Annotated in this window: 13 protein-coding genes; 10 read left to right on the plus strand and 3 right to left on the minus strand. The window is 58.7% G+C overall.

The genetic code is table 11. From position 1 onward, the window contains the following. Positions 1–149 precede the first annotated feature (149 nt). Positions 150–617, minus strand: coding sequence for a hypothetical protein (locus DW943_RS10030; RefSeq protein ID WP_117862946.1), 468 nt, complete (start codon positions 615–617; stop codon positions 150–152). Between the two features lie 277 nt (positions 618–894). On the opposite strand from DW943_RS10030, the gene DW943_RS10035 reads away from it, so the two are divergent. Then, positions 895–1,326 carry an Hsp20/alpha crystallin family protein gene (locus DW943_RS10035; protein ID WP_117862947.1) on the plus strand — a complete coding sequence of 144 codons (432 nt, stop codon included), beginning with the start codon at positions 895–897 and terminating at the stop codon, positions 1,324–1,326. A gap of 82 nt (positions 1,327–1,408) precedes the next feature. Here DW943_RS10035 and DW943_RS10040 read toward each other — a convergent pair whose 3' ends face one another. Continuing rightward, a complete protein-coding gene (locus DW943_RS10040; protein ID WP_117862953.1) occupies positions 1,409–2,218 on the minus strand; it encodes an MBL fold metallo-hydrolase in 810 nt (269 codons plus the stop codon). Positions 2,219–2,266: 48 nt separating this feature from the next. On the opposite strand from DW943_RS10040, the gene tilS reads away from it, so the two are divergent. From tilS to DW943_RS10065, 5 genes are all read left to right on the plus strand, one after another. Beyond that, positions 2,267–3,808, plus strand: a complete 1,542-nt coding sequence (gene tilS / locus DW943_RS10045; protein WP_199572892.1) for a tRNA lysidine(34) synthetase TilS — start codon at positions 2,267–2,269, stop codon at positions 3,806–3,808. A 148-nt stretch (positions 3,809–3,956) separates the two neighbouring features. Beyond that, positions 3,957–4,505, plus strand: a complete 549-nt coding sequence (gene hpt, locus DW943_RS10050) for a hypoxanthine phosphoribosyltransferase (protein WP_117862948.1) — start codon at positions 3,957–3,959, stop codon at positions 4,503–4,505. Between the two features lie 61 nt (positions 4,506–4,566). Continuing rightward, positions 4,567–6,654 carry an ATP-dependent zinc metalloprotease FtsH gene (gene ftsH, locus DW943_RS10055; protein ID WP_233543658.1) on the plus strand — a complete coding sequence of 696 codons (2,088 nt, stop codon included), beginning with the start codon at positions 4,567–4,569 and terminating at the stop codon, positions 6,652–6,654. A gap of 189 nt (positions 6,655–6,843) precedes the next feature. Beyond that, on the plus strand, positions 6,844–8,028 hold the full coding sequence (locus tag DW943_RS10060) for a pyridoxal phosphate-dependent aminotransferase (protein WP_117767264.1): 1,185 nt from the start codon (positions 6,844–6,846) through the stop codon (positions 8,026–8,028). 165 nt (positions 8,029–8,193) lie between these two features. Next, entirely contained in the window at positions 8,194–9,015 is an 822-nt protein-coding gene (locus tag DW943_RS10065) for a phosphatase (protein ID WP_089573488.1), read from the plus strand. Between the two features lie 65 nt (positions 9,016–9,080). On the opposite strand, the gene rlmD is transcribed toward DW943_RS10065, so the two are convergent. Continuing rightward, the gene (gene rlmD, locus DW943_RS10070) at positions 9,081–10,514 is read right to left on the minus strand and encodes a 23S rRNA (uracil(1939)-C(5))-methyltransferase RlmD (RefSeq protein WP_117862950.1); all 1,434 of its coding nucleotides are present in this window, start codon (positions 10,512–10,514) and stop codon (positions 9,081–9,083) included. Positions 10,515–10,852: 338 nt separating this feature from the next. Between rlmD and DW943_RS10075 the strand changes: the two genes are divergently transcribed. From DW943_RS10075 to DW943_RS10090, 4 genes are all read left to right on the plus strand, one after another. Further along, positions 10,853–11,713 carry a transporter substrate-binding domain-containing protein gene (locus DW943_RS10075; protein ID WP_117862951.1) on the plus strand — a complete coding sequence of 287 codons (861 nt, stop codon included), beginning with the start codon at positions 10,853–10,855 and terminating at the stop codon, positions 11,711–11,713. 150 nt (positions 11,714–11,863) lie between these two features. Further along, on the plus strand, positions 11,864–12,517 hold the full coding sequence (locus DW943_RS10080) for an amino acid ABC transporter permease (RefSeq protein ID WP_233543659.1): 654 nt from the start codon (positions 11,864–11,866) through the stop codon (positions 12,515–12,517). A 188-nt stretch (positions 12,518–12,705) separates the two neighbouring features. Then, positions 12,706–13,455 carry an amino acid ABC transporter ATP-binding protein gene (locus DW943_RS10085; protein ID WP_197032225.1) on the plus strand — a complete coding sequence of 250 codons (750 nt, stop codon included), beginning with the start codon at positions 12,706–12,708 and terminating at the stop codon, positions 13,453–13,455. 297 nt (positions 13,456–13,752) lie between these two features. Then, the gene (locus DW943_RS10090; protein WP_117862952.1) at positions 13,753–15,828 is read left to right on the plus strand and encodes a translation factor GTPase family protein; all 2,076 of its coding nucleotides are present in this window, start codon (positions 13,753–13,755) and stop codon (positions 15,826–15,828) included. Positions 15,829–15,940 lie beyond the last annotated feature (112 nt).

The raw sequence follows: 15,940 nt of genomic DNA on the forward strand, positions 1-15,940 counted from the left end.
GCCAGGGCGCCGCTGACCGGTGGACGGCACCGAGCCGTCAATGGAATGGAGAAGGGGGAGGCCTCGCGGCCTCCCCCTTTTTGCGTGTATTTGGCTCGAGTGGACACAATTACACGAGCTTCTCTCGTTGCCTTTTGGACGCTATGCCTTTATTTAAAGACTATGAATCGAATTACAACAGCAATTGCTATGACCGTAATGATCAAAAGCAGAATTGTCAGTCGATGCTGCTTGCGTCGTTTGCTTGACGAAACGAAGATCGACTTTCCTTTTTTTGGCGTTTCGAGATAGCGAGCCGAATGCGTCAAGGTTTGCTTGGGCCGAGGCCCTCGTTGTTGATGAGTGACGGATTCTCTCATCGGCTCATCCTTATCTGCACTGTTTTTAGAGAGCGGCGCATCTTTCAGATATACAGGGTTTCCCGAGGCCACGCCCATATTTTTGCGCCTCGTTTGTGTATCCTCGAGTGTTCGATATCGATTTCTCGTTACATATTCGGGCTCGGGATCATCGATGGGCTCTTGTGAGATATGTGGGCGATGGAACCGTGCGGGCTGCTGGGTGGACTCTTCGCCCTGCGTCGGCATAAACCTGTTGTCCTGTCTTTGATCGTCCATGGTGCCCTTTAGCTCGTTATCAACAACGCGTACGCGCTCATTGTAAGCCCCGTGCCCGAATTTGCATGGGACATACTTGCTATTAATGGCACGGTTCAAAGAACCTTAATCTATCTAAAACCTTAGTCAACAACACTTAGATATGCTTATAGTAAGAGACTTAAAAAACTTTATAGTCAGTGTATATATGAGAAACTCCTGGGCATATATAAAAGCGTCAAAAGAAGTCCCAGTCACCTAGAAGATGACTCGGCAGTCCTTACAAGGAGTGGTAAACATGGCAAGCTTGGTTCCTTATCGTTCGGTTTTTGGTGTACGTCCTTCTGCAAGCTCGCTGTTTGATCTGTTTGATGATATGACAGACCTGACGAATAGCTCGATTGCTTCCAAGGCGTTCCCCGTTGACGTTGAGGACAAGGGCGATGGCTACGAGGTCAAGGCGTATCTTACCGGTGTCGCTAAGGATGACATCGACGTCGAGCTCAATGAGGGTCGCCTGTCGATCAGTGTGAACGTCGAGGAGAGCGCCGAAAATGAGGGTAAGAACTTCCTGCAGAAGGAGTTCGGCTCGTACAGCGCGACGCGCGGCGTGTATCTGAAGGACGCTTCGAGCGAGGGCCTTTCGGCTAAGTATGCTGACGGCATCCTGACCGTTACGGTTCCCAAGATTGTCGAGAAGAAGAACGTTACGAAGATCTCTATCGACTAACGATGGCTCCACTTCAATCGAGAGTATGAATTATGGGGGGCTGGGAAGTGATTCCCGGCCCCCTTTTGTTGTGTTGAGTGGGCTATTGAATAGTTGTCGGTTGATACTGACTTGCAGGGCGTATCGAGAGCTTCCGTGGCCCTTGAAGACGGGTGGCTGAGCTGCCGAGCTCATCATCGAGATTTGCATCAAGCGCGTTGGCATAGCTTTTGACGGTAAGGCTTGGACGATTATTGTCCTGGCTGATGTGCATAGCGATGAGCTGTTCGGTGCGATCGGTAACAAGTTCGCGCGCGGCTTTTGCGGCCTGGTTGTTGGAGAGGTGTCCCTTTGTGGACAGGATGCGCTCCTGAAGAAAGCGGGGGTACGGTCCTTCGCGCAACATAGTCACATCGTGGTTGCTTTCGAGCGCGAGAACTCGACAGTCTTTGAGGATGCCTATGGCTTTGCTCGGCAACTCTCCGGTGTCGGTGGCAAACCCAATGGAATCATCGAGAGCATTGAATCGATAGCCGACAGGATTGATGACATCGTGCGATGTTGAGTAGGTTTGTACCTGGATGCCGGCAATGGGGAGCGTGTCGCCGGGGTCAAATTCCTCCACGGGCAGGTGCGCGAGGTTTTCTTTGCATGAAAGGGTGCCCCTACTGGCAAAGAGGGGACCATGCCAGTGCCTGCACCATACATCGAGCCCCTTGATATGGTCTCCATGCTCATGAGTGATTACAAGAGCGGCGACGTCGTCTGCCGAGAGGCCAAGCTCCGCTATGCGTTTAAGCGTCTCGCGGCGGGACAGGCCGTTATCGATCATGATGAGCCCCTGAGGCCCCTCGACGAGTGCGCAGTTGCCTTTTGAGCCGCTGCCGAGGATATGAAGGTGCAGACGAGACATAAGATTCCAAAGGATACAATGGGTGCGGACGAATAGAGGAGGAAGCGAATGCCAACGGTATCTCAGCACTATGGACATCATGCCGCGCCGAGGACGGATAAGAGCGCTCTGGCAACGCGGCAGACCGCTGCCCCCGTAGTGCTCATGGTATCAGGCGGTGCGGACTCGACGGCGCTGCTCCTTATGGCTTGCACATCAAAGCTGGATATCCAAGATGGACGCGGCGTTGCCCCCATTGCTCGCGAGCGTTTGCACGTGCTGCATGTGAACCACCATCTGCGCGGGGAGGCATCCGATGGCGACGAGGGCTTTGTACGTGACCTGTGCGCGCAATATGGCTTGCCGCTGTGTGTTGAGCATGCCTATTTTGATAACGAATCGGGCAATATCGAGGCTGCGGCTCGCGAGGTGCGCTATGCCGCGGCGCGGAGATATGTTCGCGAACTTTGTGCCGAATCGGGCGCACCGCGGACGGCGGCTCGTATCTGTACCGCGCATACCTCGTCGGACCGCGCGGAAACATTTTTGATGAATGCCATTAAAGGGTCGGGTACTGCGGGTCTATCGAGCATTCCACGCCGTCGGAACATTGTGGTGCGCCCCTTGCTCGACCTCACGCATGATGAGCTCGTGAGCTATCTGCAGGTGCACGGTCAGCCATGGCGGGAAGATGAAAGCAACGAGGATGTTTCGTACCTGCGCAACTATGTGCGCCATCGGGTGATGCCGGTGGTGGCACAGCGCAACGCGAACGTCTGTAAGACGATTGGCGCCGCTTGCGAAATTCTAGGCGACGAAGACGCCTTTCTTTCCCAGCTTTCGGCACAGGCGTTTCGAAGCTGCTTGCGCAAGGAAGCGGCGGGCGCACTGGTGCTCGATGCGCGCCGTCTTGCCGCCGCCGAGGTTGTGATTGCACGGCGTATCGTGCGGTTGGCGATTAAGCGCATCGATCCCGACGCGCGACCGGAGATGCGTCATGTGGAGCGCGTACTCGCTTGTGTCGCTGCGGGCTCGGGCTCGGTTACGCTTCCTGCGGGAATTGATGCCCGTGTGGAGTTTGGCATGCTGGCGCTCAAGGCCCCGGCGGCGCGCGAGGGCTTAGTGGCCGACTGGATCTCCGTTCCCGGTCGTCTGCCGCTGGGGGCGGGGCGTATGCTGACAGCAGAGCCGATGGCTGTGGAGCCGGGGTGCGATATCGTGCACCGTGCCCGCGAGCTTGCTGCTGCCGGAGAGGTTGCGGCCTTGGTGGATGCGGCGGCCCTGGGATTTGCCGACCGCGATAGCGATCGGATGCTAGCCGGCTCGCGCGGGGAGATTCCCGCCGAGGCGCGATTGGCGCGCCTGTGGGTGGATAGCCCTGTGCCGGGAGACGTGATGTGCCCGTTGGGGATGAACGGTCGAAGCAAGAAAGTGTCAGACCTGTTGAACGAGGCGCGCATTCCTGTTTCAGACCGTTCTGGCGTACCCGTGGTAAGAACGGCTCCGGGAGGTGCCGTAGTATGGGTCGCGGGCGTTCGCGCGGACGAACGTTTTAAGTGCGCAGCGGCGACGCGCGTGGCCTATCTGCTTCGCGTGGTTGACACGGATTAGCTCCTCGCACCAGCTTTTCTGTGCGGCGTTGACGGTATTCCCGCGCTGATGGTGCGCGGGCTGGAAAATATACCCCGTGCGCTGCTAGAATGTGTAGTTCGCGTCCATACGGCGGTGTGTGGGCGATTAAGCACAAGAAAGGGTTGTCATGGCTTCTCAACATCCGGATATCGAGAAGGTTCTGTTTACGCAGGAGGATATCGACGGTATCGTCTCTCGCTTGGGCGAGCAGATTACGCGCGACTATGCGGGTAAGGATCTGGTGCTGATTGCGGTCCTGCGCGGCGCCGTGGTCTTTATGGGCGACCTGATGCGCAAGATCGAGCTGCCGACCAACATCGATTTCATGGCTGTTTCGAGCTACGGCGACGGCGTGAAGTCCTCGGGTATCGTGCGTATCATTAAGGACCTGGATATCGACATCCGCGGTCGCGACGTGCTGATCGTCGAGGACATTCTGGACTCGGGCCTGACGCTCAAGTATCTGATGAAGAACCTCGAGAGCCGCAAGCCCGCCTCGCTGGAGGTCGCCGCCTTCCTATGGAAGGACGTTGAGGACCGCGTCTCGGCCGTCACGCCCAAGTATGTTGGAACCCATTGCCCCGATGCCTTTGTGGTGGGCTACGGCCTCGACTATGCCGAGCGCTATCGCAACCTTCCGTATCTGGGCATTTTGAAACCGGAGGTTTATTTGTAAGATGCCCGACGACCGTAACGACAACAATTCCCAGACTCCCCGGGACCCAAAGATCCCGGGGATGCCCGGAGGCAAGAAGCCCACGCGTACGGGCTGGCTGTATTTTCTTTTGGCTTGCGCGCTTCTGGGCTATGCCTTCTTTAACATGGGCTCCGGCTTTGCCAAGTCCAGCAATACCGTAAAGCTCGCGACGAGTGAGATGGTCAGCGCCATCAAGCAGGATCGCGTCGAAGATCTGACCTATACGGTTCAGGACGGAAGCGTGACGGGTCATTACTGGAAGACGAAAAAGGATAAGGGCGACACGAGCGAGCTCAAGAGCTTTTCCTCGACCTATGTCGGTTCCGATTCGCTTGCCGAGCTCATGGCGGAGCACCCCGATACCAAGTACATCGTCAACACCAACGATCCCGATTTTTGGGGTGACTTGGCGATGAGTGTGCTTCCGACGATTGCCCTGATTGCTATCATGTTCTACTTTATGCGCCAGATGATGGGTGCCAACAACAGGAACATGCAGTTTGGCAAGACCAACGCCAAGACCAACGAGGCCACGCGCCCCAAGGTCAAGTTTGAGGATGTCGCTGGCGTGGATGAGGCGGTCGAGGAGCTCGAAGAGATTCGTGACTTCTTGAGCGACCCGGACCGCTATCGCAAGCTGGGCGCCAAGATTCCCCGCGGTGTGTTGCTGGTAGGCCCTCCGGGTACCGGTAAGACGCTGCTGGCCAAGGCCGTTGCCGGCGAGGCGGGCGTGCCGTTCTTTAGCATCTCGGGCTCTGACTTTGTCGAGATGTTCGTGGGCGTCGGCGCCAGCCGCGTGCGCGACCTCTTTAAGGAGGCCAAGTCTCAGGCTCCGTCGATCATCTTCATTGACGAGATCGACGCCGTAGGACGTCAGCGCGGAGCTGGCTTGGGCGGCGGTCACGACGAGCGCGAGCAAACGCTCAACCAGCTGCTGGTCGAGATGGACGGTTTTGAGGAAAGCGAGTCGGTCATCCTGATCGCCGCGACCAACCGTCCTGACATCCTGGATCCGGCATTGCTGCGTCCCGGTCGTTTTGACCGTCAGGTTACGGTCGACCGTCCGGATGTGAAGGGCCGCGAGCAGATCTTGCGCGTGCATGCCGAGAACAAGCCGATGGACGAGGACGTGAAGTTTGAGAAGCTCGCCCAGATGACCGTTGGCTTTACTGGTGCCGATTTGGCGAACCTGCTCAACGAGTCTGCGCTGCTGGCCGCTCGCCGTCATCGTTCCGTGATCTCGATGGACGAGGTCGAGGAGTCGATGGAGCGCGTGATTGCCGGACCGCAACGCAAGGGTCGCGTGATGACCGAAGCCGAGCGCACCACGATTGCCTACCACGAGAGCGGCCACGCTTTGGTGGGCCACATCCTGGAGCACTCCGATCCGGTTCATAAGATCTCGATCGTCAGCCGCGGTCAGGCCCTGGGCTACACACTGCAGCTTCCGCAGGAGGATCACTTCCTCAAGACCAAGAACGAGATGCTCGACGAGCTCGCCGTGTTCTTGGGCGGTCGCGTTGCCGAGGAGCTCATGTGCGATGACATCACGTCGGGCGCGAGCAACGACCTGGAGCGCGCGACCAAGATGGCGCGCGAGATGGTCACGCGCCTGGGCATGAGCGAGGAGCTGGGCACTCAGGTCTTTGGCGAGGCGCAGCATCAGGTATTCCTGGGCCGCGACTATGCCGATCATCAGGATTACTCCGAGGAGACGGCGCGCCGCATTGATATCGAGGTTCAGCGCATCATGCGCGAGGCCCATCGTCGTGCTGTTGAGATCTTGGATGCCCGTCGCGATCAGCTTGATCTGATGGCGAAGGTGCTGCTTGAGCGCGAGACTGTCGAGGGCGATGCCGTGAATGCCCTGCTCGATAACGAGTGGGACGCCTATCTTGAGCGCGAGGGCGATATCCTGGCGGCCAAGGAGGAGCGCAATGCCAAGGCGGCCGGCATGCCGACCAAGAAGCGCGCGCCTCGTATGAGCGAGGAGGAGCTGGCGGCTGATGCCGCGGCCTTTGCGCAGGCGGCCATGCAGGAGGACGCCGGCGTCGCGTCTGAGGATGCTGACGATGCCGAGAGCGCTGACGAAAAGAAGGCCGGCGGCAATACTGACGTCGACGAGTAATCTTTGTAGCAAAAGCCTCCGCGGGGAAACCTGCGGAGGCTCTTTCTTTTGAGCGATATGGGGCCATCTGTTGATTGGGGACAGACTTAAATGAGCGTTTTCACGCATTTAAGTCTGTCCCCAATCAACATTGCTGCGGCGCTTTGCTCGGCTAAAGCGTACAATAGCGCCTATGCGAAAGGGGAACAGATGATCAACGAAAGTATGTATGCTCGCGGTGCGGAGAGCTCCATCATCCGTGAGATCTTTAGCTATGGCCTTGAACGCAAGGCGCAGATCGGTGCAGAGAACGTGTTCGATTTCTCACTGGGTAACCCGAGCGTTCCGGCGCCTGCTGCCGTGGCGGAGTCCATTAAGAAGGCCTTGGAGCTGCCGAGCGACCAGCTGCACGGCTATACGCCCGCGCCTGGCCAGCCACAATGTCGTGCAGCCGTCGCCGAATCGCTCAACCGCCGTTTTGGCACGAGCTATGAGGGCAAGGATGTCTTTATGACGGTGGGTGCGGCAGCTTCGCTCACCTGTACGCTCAACGCGATTACCAATCCGGGCGACGAGGTCATCGTTATCGCTCCGTACTTCCCGGAGTATCGTGTGTGGATTGAGAAGGCCGGCTGTACGTGTGTCGAGGCGCTCGCCGATGAAGATACGTTCCAGCTGAGCGTGGATAACGTGCTCAAGGCGATTACCGATAAGACGGCTGCCGTCATTATCGACTCGCCCAATAACCCGACCGGCGCTGTGTATACGCGCGATACCTTGACGCGCCTGGCTAAAGTTTTGTGCGAGGTCAACGCCAAGCGCGATCCCGAGAACCCGATTATGCTTATCTCGGATGAACCGTATCGCGAGATTGTATACGGCGCCGAGGTGCCTTGGGTGCCCTCGATTTACGAGCACGCCGTCGTGTGCTATTCGTACTCCAAGTCGCTGTCGCTGCCGGGCGAGCGCGTGGGCTGGATTTTGGTTCCCAACACCAACCCGCAGGCGGCGCGTCTGATGCCGGCTGTTGCGGGTGCCGCCCGTACGCTGGGCTTTGTGTGCGCACCGGCGCTCTTCCAGCGCGTGATCATCGATTGCATCGATGAGCCGAGTGATGTCGAGGCCTATGCTCGCAACCGCACCGCGCTTACCGACGCACTAGCGGAGTACGGCTACACCTATGTTGAGCCGGATGGTGCATTCTACCTGTGGGTGAAGGCACTGGAGCCCGATGCGAATGCGTTCTGTGAGCGCGCGAAGAAGTATGAGCTGCTTGCGGTGCCCTCGGACAGCTTTGGCATGCCTGGTTGGTTCCGCCTGGGCTATTGCGTGAGTTACGAAACGATTATCAATTCGCTACCCGCTTGGAAACAGTTGGCGGACGAGTATCGTTAAAAGTAAAGCGCTCTGCTTACAATGTTTTACGTGAAACGGGGTTTGGTGTTAAGCCAGACCCCGTTGTCTATGCCGTTGTGTGATTGGGATGAAGCAGTTTTACGACTGCCGAAAGCTATGCGTACAATGAATATACGCGACGGCCATGCTGGACAAGGAGACCTGATGCCCTACCTGCTTTCCTGTGATATCCATACTCATACGATGTTCTCCGCGCATGCGTACTCAACCATTGAGGAGAACATCTATTGGGCGGCGGAGCGTGGCCTTCAGGTGCTCGGTTCCGCCGATCATTTAAGCTCGATGGTTACGCCTTGCCCCAATGACCTGCGCAGTTTCCAGTTCTTTATTAACCAGGATATCTGGCCGCGCATTTGGAGCGGCGTGCTGGTGCTCCGCGGCGCCGAGGCCGATATCGTTTCGCTGGACGGAAGCTTGTTTGGCGAGGACATTCCCGTTTCGCTCAATATCGCCGGCGATTCGTATAGTCGTGAGCATTCGCTGTTCGATTTGGTGACGCGTAATTTGGATTATTTGGTGGCAAGCGTGCATAACCCGCAGTTTGCCGAAGGCGCGACGCTCGCCGAGACGACCGAGATGTACATCAATGCCCTGGAGCACCCCAAGGTGTTCATGCTGGGGCATGCGGGGCGCTCGGGCGTGCCGTTCGATATCGACGAGGTGCTGTTGGCGGCCAAGGCCAAGCACAAGATTATCGAGATCAACAACCATAGTCTTGAGCACGGTGCCGACACTGAGCATTGGGCCGTATGCCGCAAGATCGCCGAGCGCTGCGCCGAGCTGGGCGTTGGCATTGGCGTGTCGACCGATGCCCACATTGGCATGGCCATTGGCAAGCTCGATCACGCGCGCAAGATGCTCGACGAGATTCACTTCCCGCTGGATTTGATCGTGACGCGCGATCGCGAGACGCTGCTGCGCGAGATGGCGGCAGCCGGCGTGTGCGACCTGCGCAAGGGGATGTAGCGGAGTTCATAAACCAAGCGAAGGGGGCAGTCCAGACGGGCCGTCCCCTTTCTTGTGCCGGTGGATTAGCGGCGCTCGAGGACCGCGACGGTCTCGGTGTGGTCGGTATGAGGGAACATGTCGACCGGCGTGATCTTGAGCAGGCGATAACCTCCGTCGAGGAGCTGGTGTAGGTCGCGCTCTTGGGTGACGGGGTTGCAGCTGATATAGGTGATGCGGCGCGGCTTAAGTGCGCAGGCGGCTTCGAGGAACTCGGGTGTAGAGCCGGCGCGCGGCGGGTCGATGGAGAGAACGTCAACGCGCTCGTTGTTATCGGCAGCGTCCAGGATGTAATCGGTGGCGTCGTCGGCCATAAACCAAGCGCTGCGGGTGAGGCCGTTGAGCTCGGCATTGCGGCGTGCGTCGGCAATGCCCGCCGGGTTGCGCTCCACTCCGAGCAGCATGATGCCGATACCCTTGTTCTGGGCTTCTTTAGCTGCGCAAAGACCGATGGTGCCGCTGCCGCAGTAGGCATCCATAAGCACATCGTCCTGGCGCAGATCCATGCCATCGATAGCGAGCTGGTAGAGCAGCTCGGTCTGCTGCGGGTTGGTCTGGTAGAACGCGGTAGGGGAGATATCGAATTCGCAACCGAGCAGCTGGTCGCGCATGCACTCGGCGCCATAGACGATACGAGTCTCCTCACCCAAGATGGCGTTACCGGGGCGTCCGTTGATGTTTTGGGCAACGGTGACGATATGCGGATCGAGTGCGGCGACAGCCTCAAAGAACTCCTGCGCATGCGGCAAGTCGCGCTGAGCGGTCACGAGGGTGACCATAATCTGGTCGGTACGCCAACCGCAGCGGACGACGGCATAGCGGAGCAAGCCCAGATGCTTGTCCTCGTTAAAGGCGGGAATGTGCAGGCGCTCAGCTTCACGCGCGATGCCGATAAGAATCTGTCGGGCGCCCGGTACCTCGACGGGGCATTCGGGCACGGCAACGATTCTGTGCGAACCGCGCTCAAAAAAGCCGCAGCGGACAGTACCCTCCTTACCGGGAGCAAACGGAGTGGCAGCCTTATGACGAAAACCACGCGGCGCAGGATACTTGCCCGGGTCGCCCAAGGTGACGCCCATACCGCGAATGGGGTCGACGCTAATACCCTCGCGCTCGCAAAGAGCAGCAAAAAGCTCCTCCATAGCAGCCTGCTTAGCTGCCAACTGCTTTTTATAAGGACGATTGAGCGCCGTGCACCCACCGCAAGCTTTCATGATCGAACAGGGAGACTTGGGGTCCACAGCCTTACGCGCAGACGAAACCCGATCTTTATGCGAGCGCTTGGAGCGAGTATGAGATGCCTTATCCTCGTTCCGACGAGAGCCGGGATGCTTGGCCTTAGCCTTGCCCTTCGCATCCTGAGACGACTTGGATTTCTTAGAAGGTTTTTTCTCCTCCGACCCTTCAGTCGCTTCGATCAAAGCACGACGAGCCCTACGCTCCGCACGAGATTCTGCCATCAATAACTCCACTAATTCATGAATTAAAGCTGCAAGTATTGTACCGTGCCAAGCCAGCAGACGATATACAAGCGGTTTATTCGTGTCAGTGATAAGCCCAACGACGGTTGCCCGCCGCGTGAGGGGTGTGGGGGTTAAGTTTATCGCGAGTTCCGCACGAACAGGAGGCCACTTAATGTGGCCTCCGTCGTGAGCAGGACTGTAGAGCAGGAAACTTAACCCCCACACCCCTCACGCGGCGGGCAAACTCGCCTTGTGCTCTATCACGCTAAAGTGTATGATTCTGAACGTTACATGATTCACTTTACTTAACTAAAGTGCCATCAAGGGGGAATACCATGAACACCGATATGTCTCGTCGTCAGTTTGTTGGTCTAGCCGGCTCGCTCGCCGCGGTGCTTGGCCTTGGTCTTGTCGGTTGCGGCGGTGGTGCTGGCAAGGGCTCCGCTGCTGGCTCTGCCGCGGCCAAGGATGTGAAGGGCGCCGCGGAGTCCAAGAAGCTCGTGGTGGGCTTTGATAAGTCCTATCCTCCGTACGGCTTTGTGGGCGACGATGGCGAGTACACCGGCTTTGATCTCGATCTGGCCAAGGCTGTTGCCGATAAGCAGGGCTGGGAGGTCAAATACGAGGCCATCGACTGGGACGCCAAGGATACGCTGCTCAACTCCGGCGCCATCAACTGCATCTGGAACGGCTTTACCATGGAGGGCCGTGAGGACGGCTACACGTTCTCCGAGCCGTACATGCTCAACGAGCAAGTGCTCGTGGTCAAGAAGGACGCGGGTATCAAGAGCTGGGACGATCTCGCTGGCAAGACCGTGATCACTCAGACCGATTCCGCTGCGCAGGATGTGCTCGAGGGCGACCAGAAGGATCTGGCCGCGACGTTTGCCACGCTCGATACCATCGGCGAGTACAACACGGCCTTTATGCAGCTCGAGAGCGGCGCGGTCGATGCCGTGGCTTGCGACCTTTCGATTGCCCAGTATCAGCTTGCCGCCAAGCCCGATGCCTATACGCAGCTCGACAAGCCGCTGTCCAGCGAGCACTACGCCGTCGGCTTTAAGAAGGGCGACACCAAGTCGGCCGACGCCGTGACCGAGTCGCTCAAGGCGCTCTACGAGGACGGCACGGTCAAGGACCTGTGCGATAAATATGCAAGCTATGGTCTTTCCTTCGACAACTGGGTGCTCAAATAGCGGCTTTCCCAGGCACCCGATTTTGCCGTTCAAACCGTCGCTTGCGTACATTTAGTACGCGGCGCTCCTCTTTCACGGCAAACTCGGGCACCTGGAAAACCCGCTTTAGCATTGGGTTCGCTGTTCCGTTACTGTGAAAGAGAGCTTGGGTTGTCTATTCAGGTCATGATGCAGATGCTTGGCCAGGGATTCTTGGTCAGCTTGCAGCTGTTTGTGCTGACGCTGCTCGGATCGATTCCGTTGGGAATCCCCGTGGCGTTTATGCGTATGAGTAAGATCGCGCCGCTTCGCTGGATCGCGCGCATCTATATTTCGGTGATGCGCGGTACGCCGCTCATGCTGCAGATGTTTGCCATCTACTTTGCCCCGTACTACGTGTTCGGCATCTCGCTCACGCCCGATTCCAAATGGACGGCGTGCGTCGTGGCATTCATCATCAACTACGCCGGCTACTTTGCCGAGATTTATCGCTCGGGCTTGCAGTCCATTCCATGCGCTCAATACGAGGCAGCCGAGGTGCTGGGCTATTCGCGTATGCAGACGTTTCTGTATATCGTGATGCCGCAAGTCGCCAAGCGCATTTTGCCGGCGATGGGCAATGAGATCATCACGCTGGTCAAAGACACGTCGCTGGCGTTTGCCATCGGCGTGGGGGAGATGTTCTCGACGGCCAAGGCGCTGGTTGCCTCGCAAGTGAGCATGGTGCCGTTTGCGATTGCGGCGCTGATCTACTGGGTCTTTAACTTTGTGGTCGAGATGCTGCTGGGCGCCGCCGAAAAGAAGCTGGACTATTATCATGACTAGATCGTTCCGCCGTTCTAACGAACGGCGGACTGCTCGACGCTGCGCGCGTGCCTGACGGCCAATCTGCTCCTCAAACCGTCGCTTGCGTACAGAAGTACGCGGCGCTCCTCTTTCGGAGCACATTGTCTCGCCAGTCACACGCTCGCTGACTCTTTAAACACATGGAGGCTCCCGTGTCCGGAACGGTAATGAATATATCGAACGCGCGTAAGGCGTTTGGCGGCTATGAGGTGCTCAAGGATATCTCGCTCGAGGTCAAGCGCGGTGAGGTTGTGGCGATTATCGGGCCTTCGGGCGGCGGTAAGTCTACGCTGCTGCGGTGTGCCACGCTGCTCGAGACGCTCGACGGAGGATCGCTCTCGTTTGGCGACCTTGCCGTTGCGACGGACGCGGGATCGGGTGCGGTATATGCGAAAGGCGACGTGCCCAAGCAGGCACGCTCGCGATTTGGCCTGGTGTTTCAGAACTACAATCTGTTTCCGCACTATACCGTGATGAAAAACATCACCGATGCTCCGATTCGCGTGCTCAAACGCCCGCGCGAGCAGGCCGAAGCACGTGCGCGTGAGTTGATCGCGCAGATGGGGCTTGCGGGAAACGAGAACAAGGTGCCATGTGAGCTTTCGGGCGGTCAGCAACAGCGTGTGAGTATCGCCCGCGCCTTGGCGCTCGACCCGGAGATCTTGTTCTTTGACGAGCCGACCTCGGCGCTCGATCCCGAGCTAACGGCCGAGGTGCTACGTGTCATTAAAGACCTTGCCGCGCAGAATATGACGATGGTGATCGTGACCCATGCGATGCAGTTTGCGCGCGATGTTGCCGACCGCGTGGTCTTTATGGACGGCGGTCGCATTGTCGAGGAGGGTCCTGCCGAGCAGGTTATCGACCATCCGCGTGAGCAGCGCACCCGTGAGTTCTTGAGCCGTATCGAGGGCTAGGCTCAGCTATGTATTGAGAAGAAGCCGCCGCAGGTCTTATGGTCTGCGACGGCTTTTATTTGTATCGATGGGGTTTAATAATCGCCTGGCATGCTTGCCCTGTCCTCTCGCCGCCTGTATTCATACGTGCGCCGAAAGGTGTGCATGGGCAGTCACCCGTGAGGGTAGGGTGGTGGCATAGGACATTTGGAGGGTGAGCCGGCTCGGCTGCCGACCATGCTGCTTCCGGGACGGCACCGACCGCGAACTCTCCCCGTTGGCGTCGCGCATTGCGCGCGGCCCTGCAAGGAGGTCATCATGGGTGCTCCCAAGACCGGTAATGTAAGGAACGTGGTGCTCGTAGGCCAAGGCGGGGTGGGCAAGACTTCACTCGCTGAAGCCATGCTCCACCTTTCTGGCAAGACCGCCCGCCTGGGCGGCCACGACGGCACCAAGCCCACGCTCGACTATGACCCTGAAGAGGTCAAGCGTGCATTTTCCATCTCGACGACCATCGCGCCGATCGACTGGAAGGGCACACGCATCAATGTGCTTGATGCCCCGTGCTATCCCGATTTTATCGGCGACGCCTTTGCCGCGATGAGCGTCTGCGAAACGGCTCTGTTTGTGGTCGACGCCGAGGCCGGCCCGCAGCCTACGACGGTTAAGCTCTGGTATGCCGCCGAGGACCTGCGCCTGGCGCGTGCGGTGTTCGTAAACCGCCTGTCGCGTTCCGAGGCCAGCTTTACGACCACAATGAACCTGCTGCAGGAGCGCTTTGGCACGCGCCTGGGTGCCGTGACCCTTCCCTGGGGCGAGGGCGAGGACTTTGACGGCATCATCGACCTGGTGCGCATGAAGGCGCGCCATTGCAACGGCACCGAAGCCGTTGAGTCGGAGATTCCCGAGGAGTATCGTGCCCAGGCCGAACAGGCCCATGACCATCTGTGCGAGCTGGTGGCCGAGGCTGACGACGAGCTGATGATGAAATACCTGGAGGGCGAGGAGACGCTGACGCAAGAGGAGCTTGAAGGCCTGCTGTCGAAGGCGATCGCCGAGCGCATCTTTGTGCCGGTCTTTGCGGGCGATTGCATTAAGGAGCAGGGCGTCAACTCGCTGATGGACGACATTGCTACGTACTTCCCGGCGCCGACCGACTACGGCGAGATGCCGCTCATCGATGGCGACTCGCTCAAGATCTCGAGTGACGATGACCGTCCGGTGGCGTTTGTGTTTAAGACCCTGGCCGATCCGCAGCAGGGCCGCATCAGCTTTATCAAGGTGCTGACGGGTACGCTTGAGCCGGGCCTTGAGCTGGTCAATGCGCGCACGCGCAAGGGCGAGCGTCTGGCTCACCTGTATGTGATGTGCGGCCGCGACATGACCGAGGTCGGTCACGCCTATGCCGGCGATATCATCGTGGCGCCCAAGCTGGCTGCCGAGACGGGCGATACGCTCTCGATTACCGGTAAGGTCGAGGCTGCGGCGTTTAAGTTCCCCAACTCGCAGTACCGCATCGCCATTGAGGCCGAGAATCGCGGCGACGAAGAGAAGCTCTACACGTTTATCGAGAAGGCCTGCAAGGCCGATCCGACCATGAGTATCGACCGCGACGAGGAAACCGGCCAGACCATCATCTCGGCGGTGGGCGAGGCGCAAGTTTCTGTCCTGCTCAACCGTCTGGAGGACCGCACCAAGGTCGCCGCCAAGAGCGTGCCAATCCGTATTCCGTATCGCGAGACCATCCGCCGCACGGCAAGTGCCCAGGGTCGTCATAAGAAGCAGACCGGTGGCGCCGGTCAGTATGGTGACTGCTGGCTGCGTGTGGAGCCGCTCATTGGGCCCGACGGCACGAGCGACGGCTATGAGTTTGTTGACGAGGTCGTGGGCGGCCGCATCCCGCGCTCGCTCATCCCCGCCGTGGACAAGGGTGTCCAGGAGACCATGAAGGACGGCATCATTGCCGGCTACCCGCTCACGGGCATTCGCGTTGCTGTGTACGACGGCTCGTATCACAGCGTCGACTCCAACGAGATGGCGTTCCGCGCGGCGGCTCGCATCGGCCTGCGAAAGGCATGCGCCGATGCCGATCCGGTGGTACTGGAGCCCATCGAGGAAATCACGGTGACTATCCCCGAGAGCTACGCCGGCGCCGTGATGGGCGACATCTCGGCCTCGCGCGGTCGCGTGACAGGCATGGAGACCGACGAGCGCGGCGATACCGTGGTCATTGCCCAGGCGCCGCTGGCCGAGCTGACGGATTACTCGACGCGTCTGCGCTCTATTACGCGCGGCACGGGCGACTTTACCATGGAGCCCGCAGGCTATGAGCAGGTGCCCTATGACGTGCAGGCCAAGCTGGTCGAGCGCTATGAGGAGGGCCGCGCTAAGTAACGTGTGGTTTTGCCTGCGCCACGCATGTTGATGCAAGGGCCGCTCTGGGTGATCCGGAGCGGCCCTTTTTGATTCAAGACTTTAGTCTGCTGGCCGCGCAGCGGCCAGCTTT

Source organism: Collinsella sp. AM44-11 (assembly GCF_003467145.1).
Taxonomy (GTDB): Bacteria; Actinomycetota; Coriobacteriia; order Coriobacteriales; family Coriobacteriaceae; genus Collinsella.

What these genes read in the sequence shown, in the direction of transcription:
- DW943_RS10030 (WP_117862946.1), bottom strand. Translation starts at nt 617, where the DNA reads ATGGACGATCAAAGACAGGACAACAGGTTTATGCCGACGCAGGGCGAA.
- DW943_RS10035 (WP_117862947.1), top strand. Translation starts at nt 895, where the DNA reads ATGGCAAGCTTGGTTCCTTATCGTTCGGTTTTTGGTGTACGTCCTTCT.
- DW943_RS10040 (WP_117862953.1), bottom strand. Translation starts at nt 2,218, where the DNA reads ATGTCTCGTCTGCACCTTCATATCCTCGGCAGCGGCTCAAAAGGCAAC.
- tilS (WP_199572892.1), top strand. Translation starts at nt 2,267, where the DNA reads ATGCCAACGGTATCTCAGCACTATGGACATCATGCCGCGCCGAGGACG.
- hpt (WP_117862948.1), top strand. Translation starts at nt 3,957, where the DNA reads ATGGCTTCTCAACATCCGGATATCGAGAAGGTTCTGTTTACGCAGGAG.
- ftsH (WP_233543658.1), top strand. Translation starts at nt 4,567, where the DNA reads ATGCCCGGAGGCAAGAAGCCCACGCGTACGGGCTGGCTGTATTTTCTT.
- DW943_RS10060 (WP_117767264.1), top strand. Translation starts at nt 6,844, where the DNA reads ATGATCAACGAAAGTATGTATGCTCGCGGTGCGGAGAGCTCCATCATC.
- DW943_RS10065 (WP_089573488.1), top strand. Translation starts at nt 8,194, where the DNA reads ATGCCCTACCTGCTTTCCTGTGATATCCATACTCATACGATGTTCTCC.
- rlmD (WP_117862950.1), bottom strand. Translation starts at nt 10,514, where the DNA reads ATGGCAGAATCTCGTGCGGAGCGTAGGGCTCGTCGTGCTTTGATCGAA.
- DW943_RS10075 (WP_117862951.1), top strand. Translation starts at nt 10,853, where the DNA reads ATGAACACCGATATGTCTCGTCGTCAGTTTGTTGGTCTAGCCGGCTCG.
- DW943_RS10085 (WP_197032225.1), top strand. Translation starts at nt 12,706, where the DNA reads ATGAATATATCGAACGCGCGTAAGGCGTTTGGCGGCTATGAGGTGCTC.
- DW943_RS10090 (WP_117862952.1), top strand. Translation starts at nt 13,753, where the DNA reads ATGGGTGCTCCCAAGACCGGTAATGTAAGGAACGTGGTGCTCGTAGGC.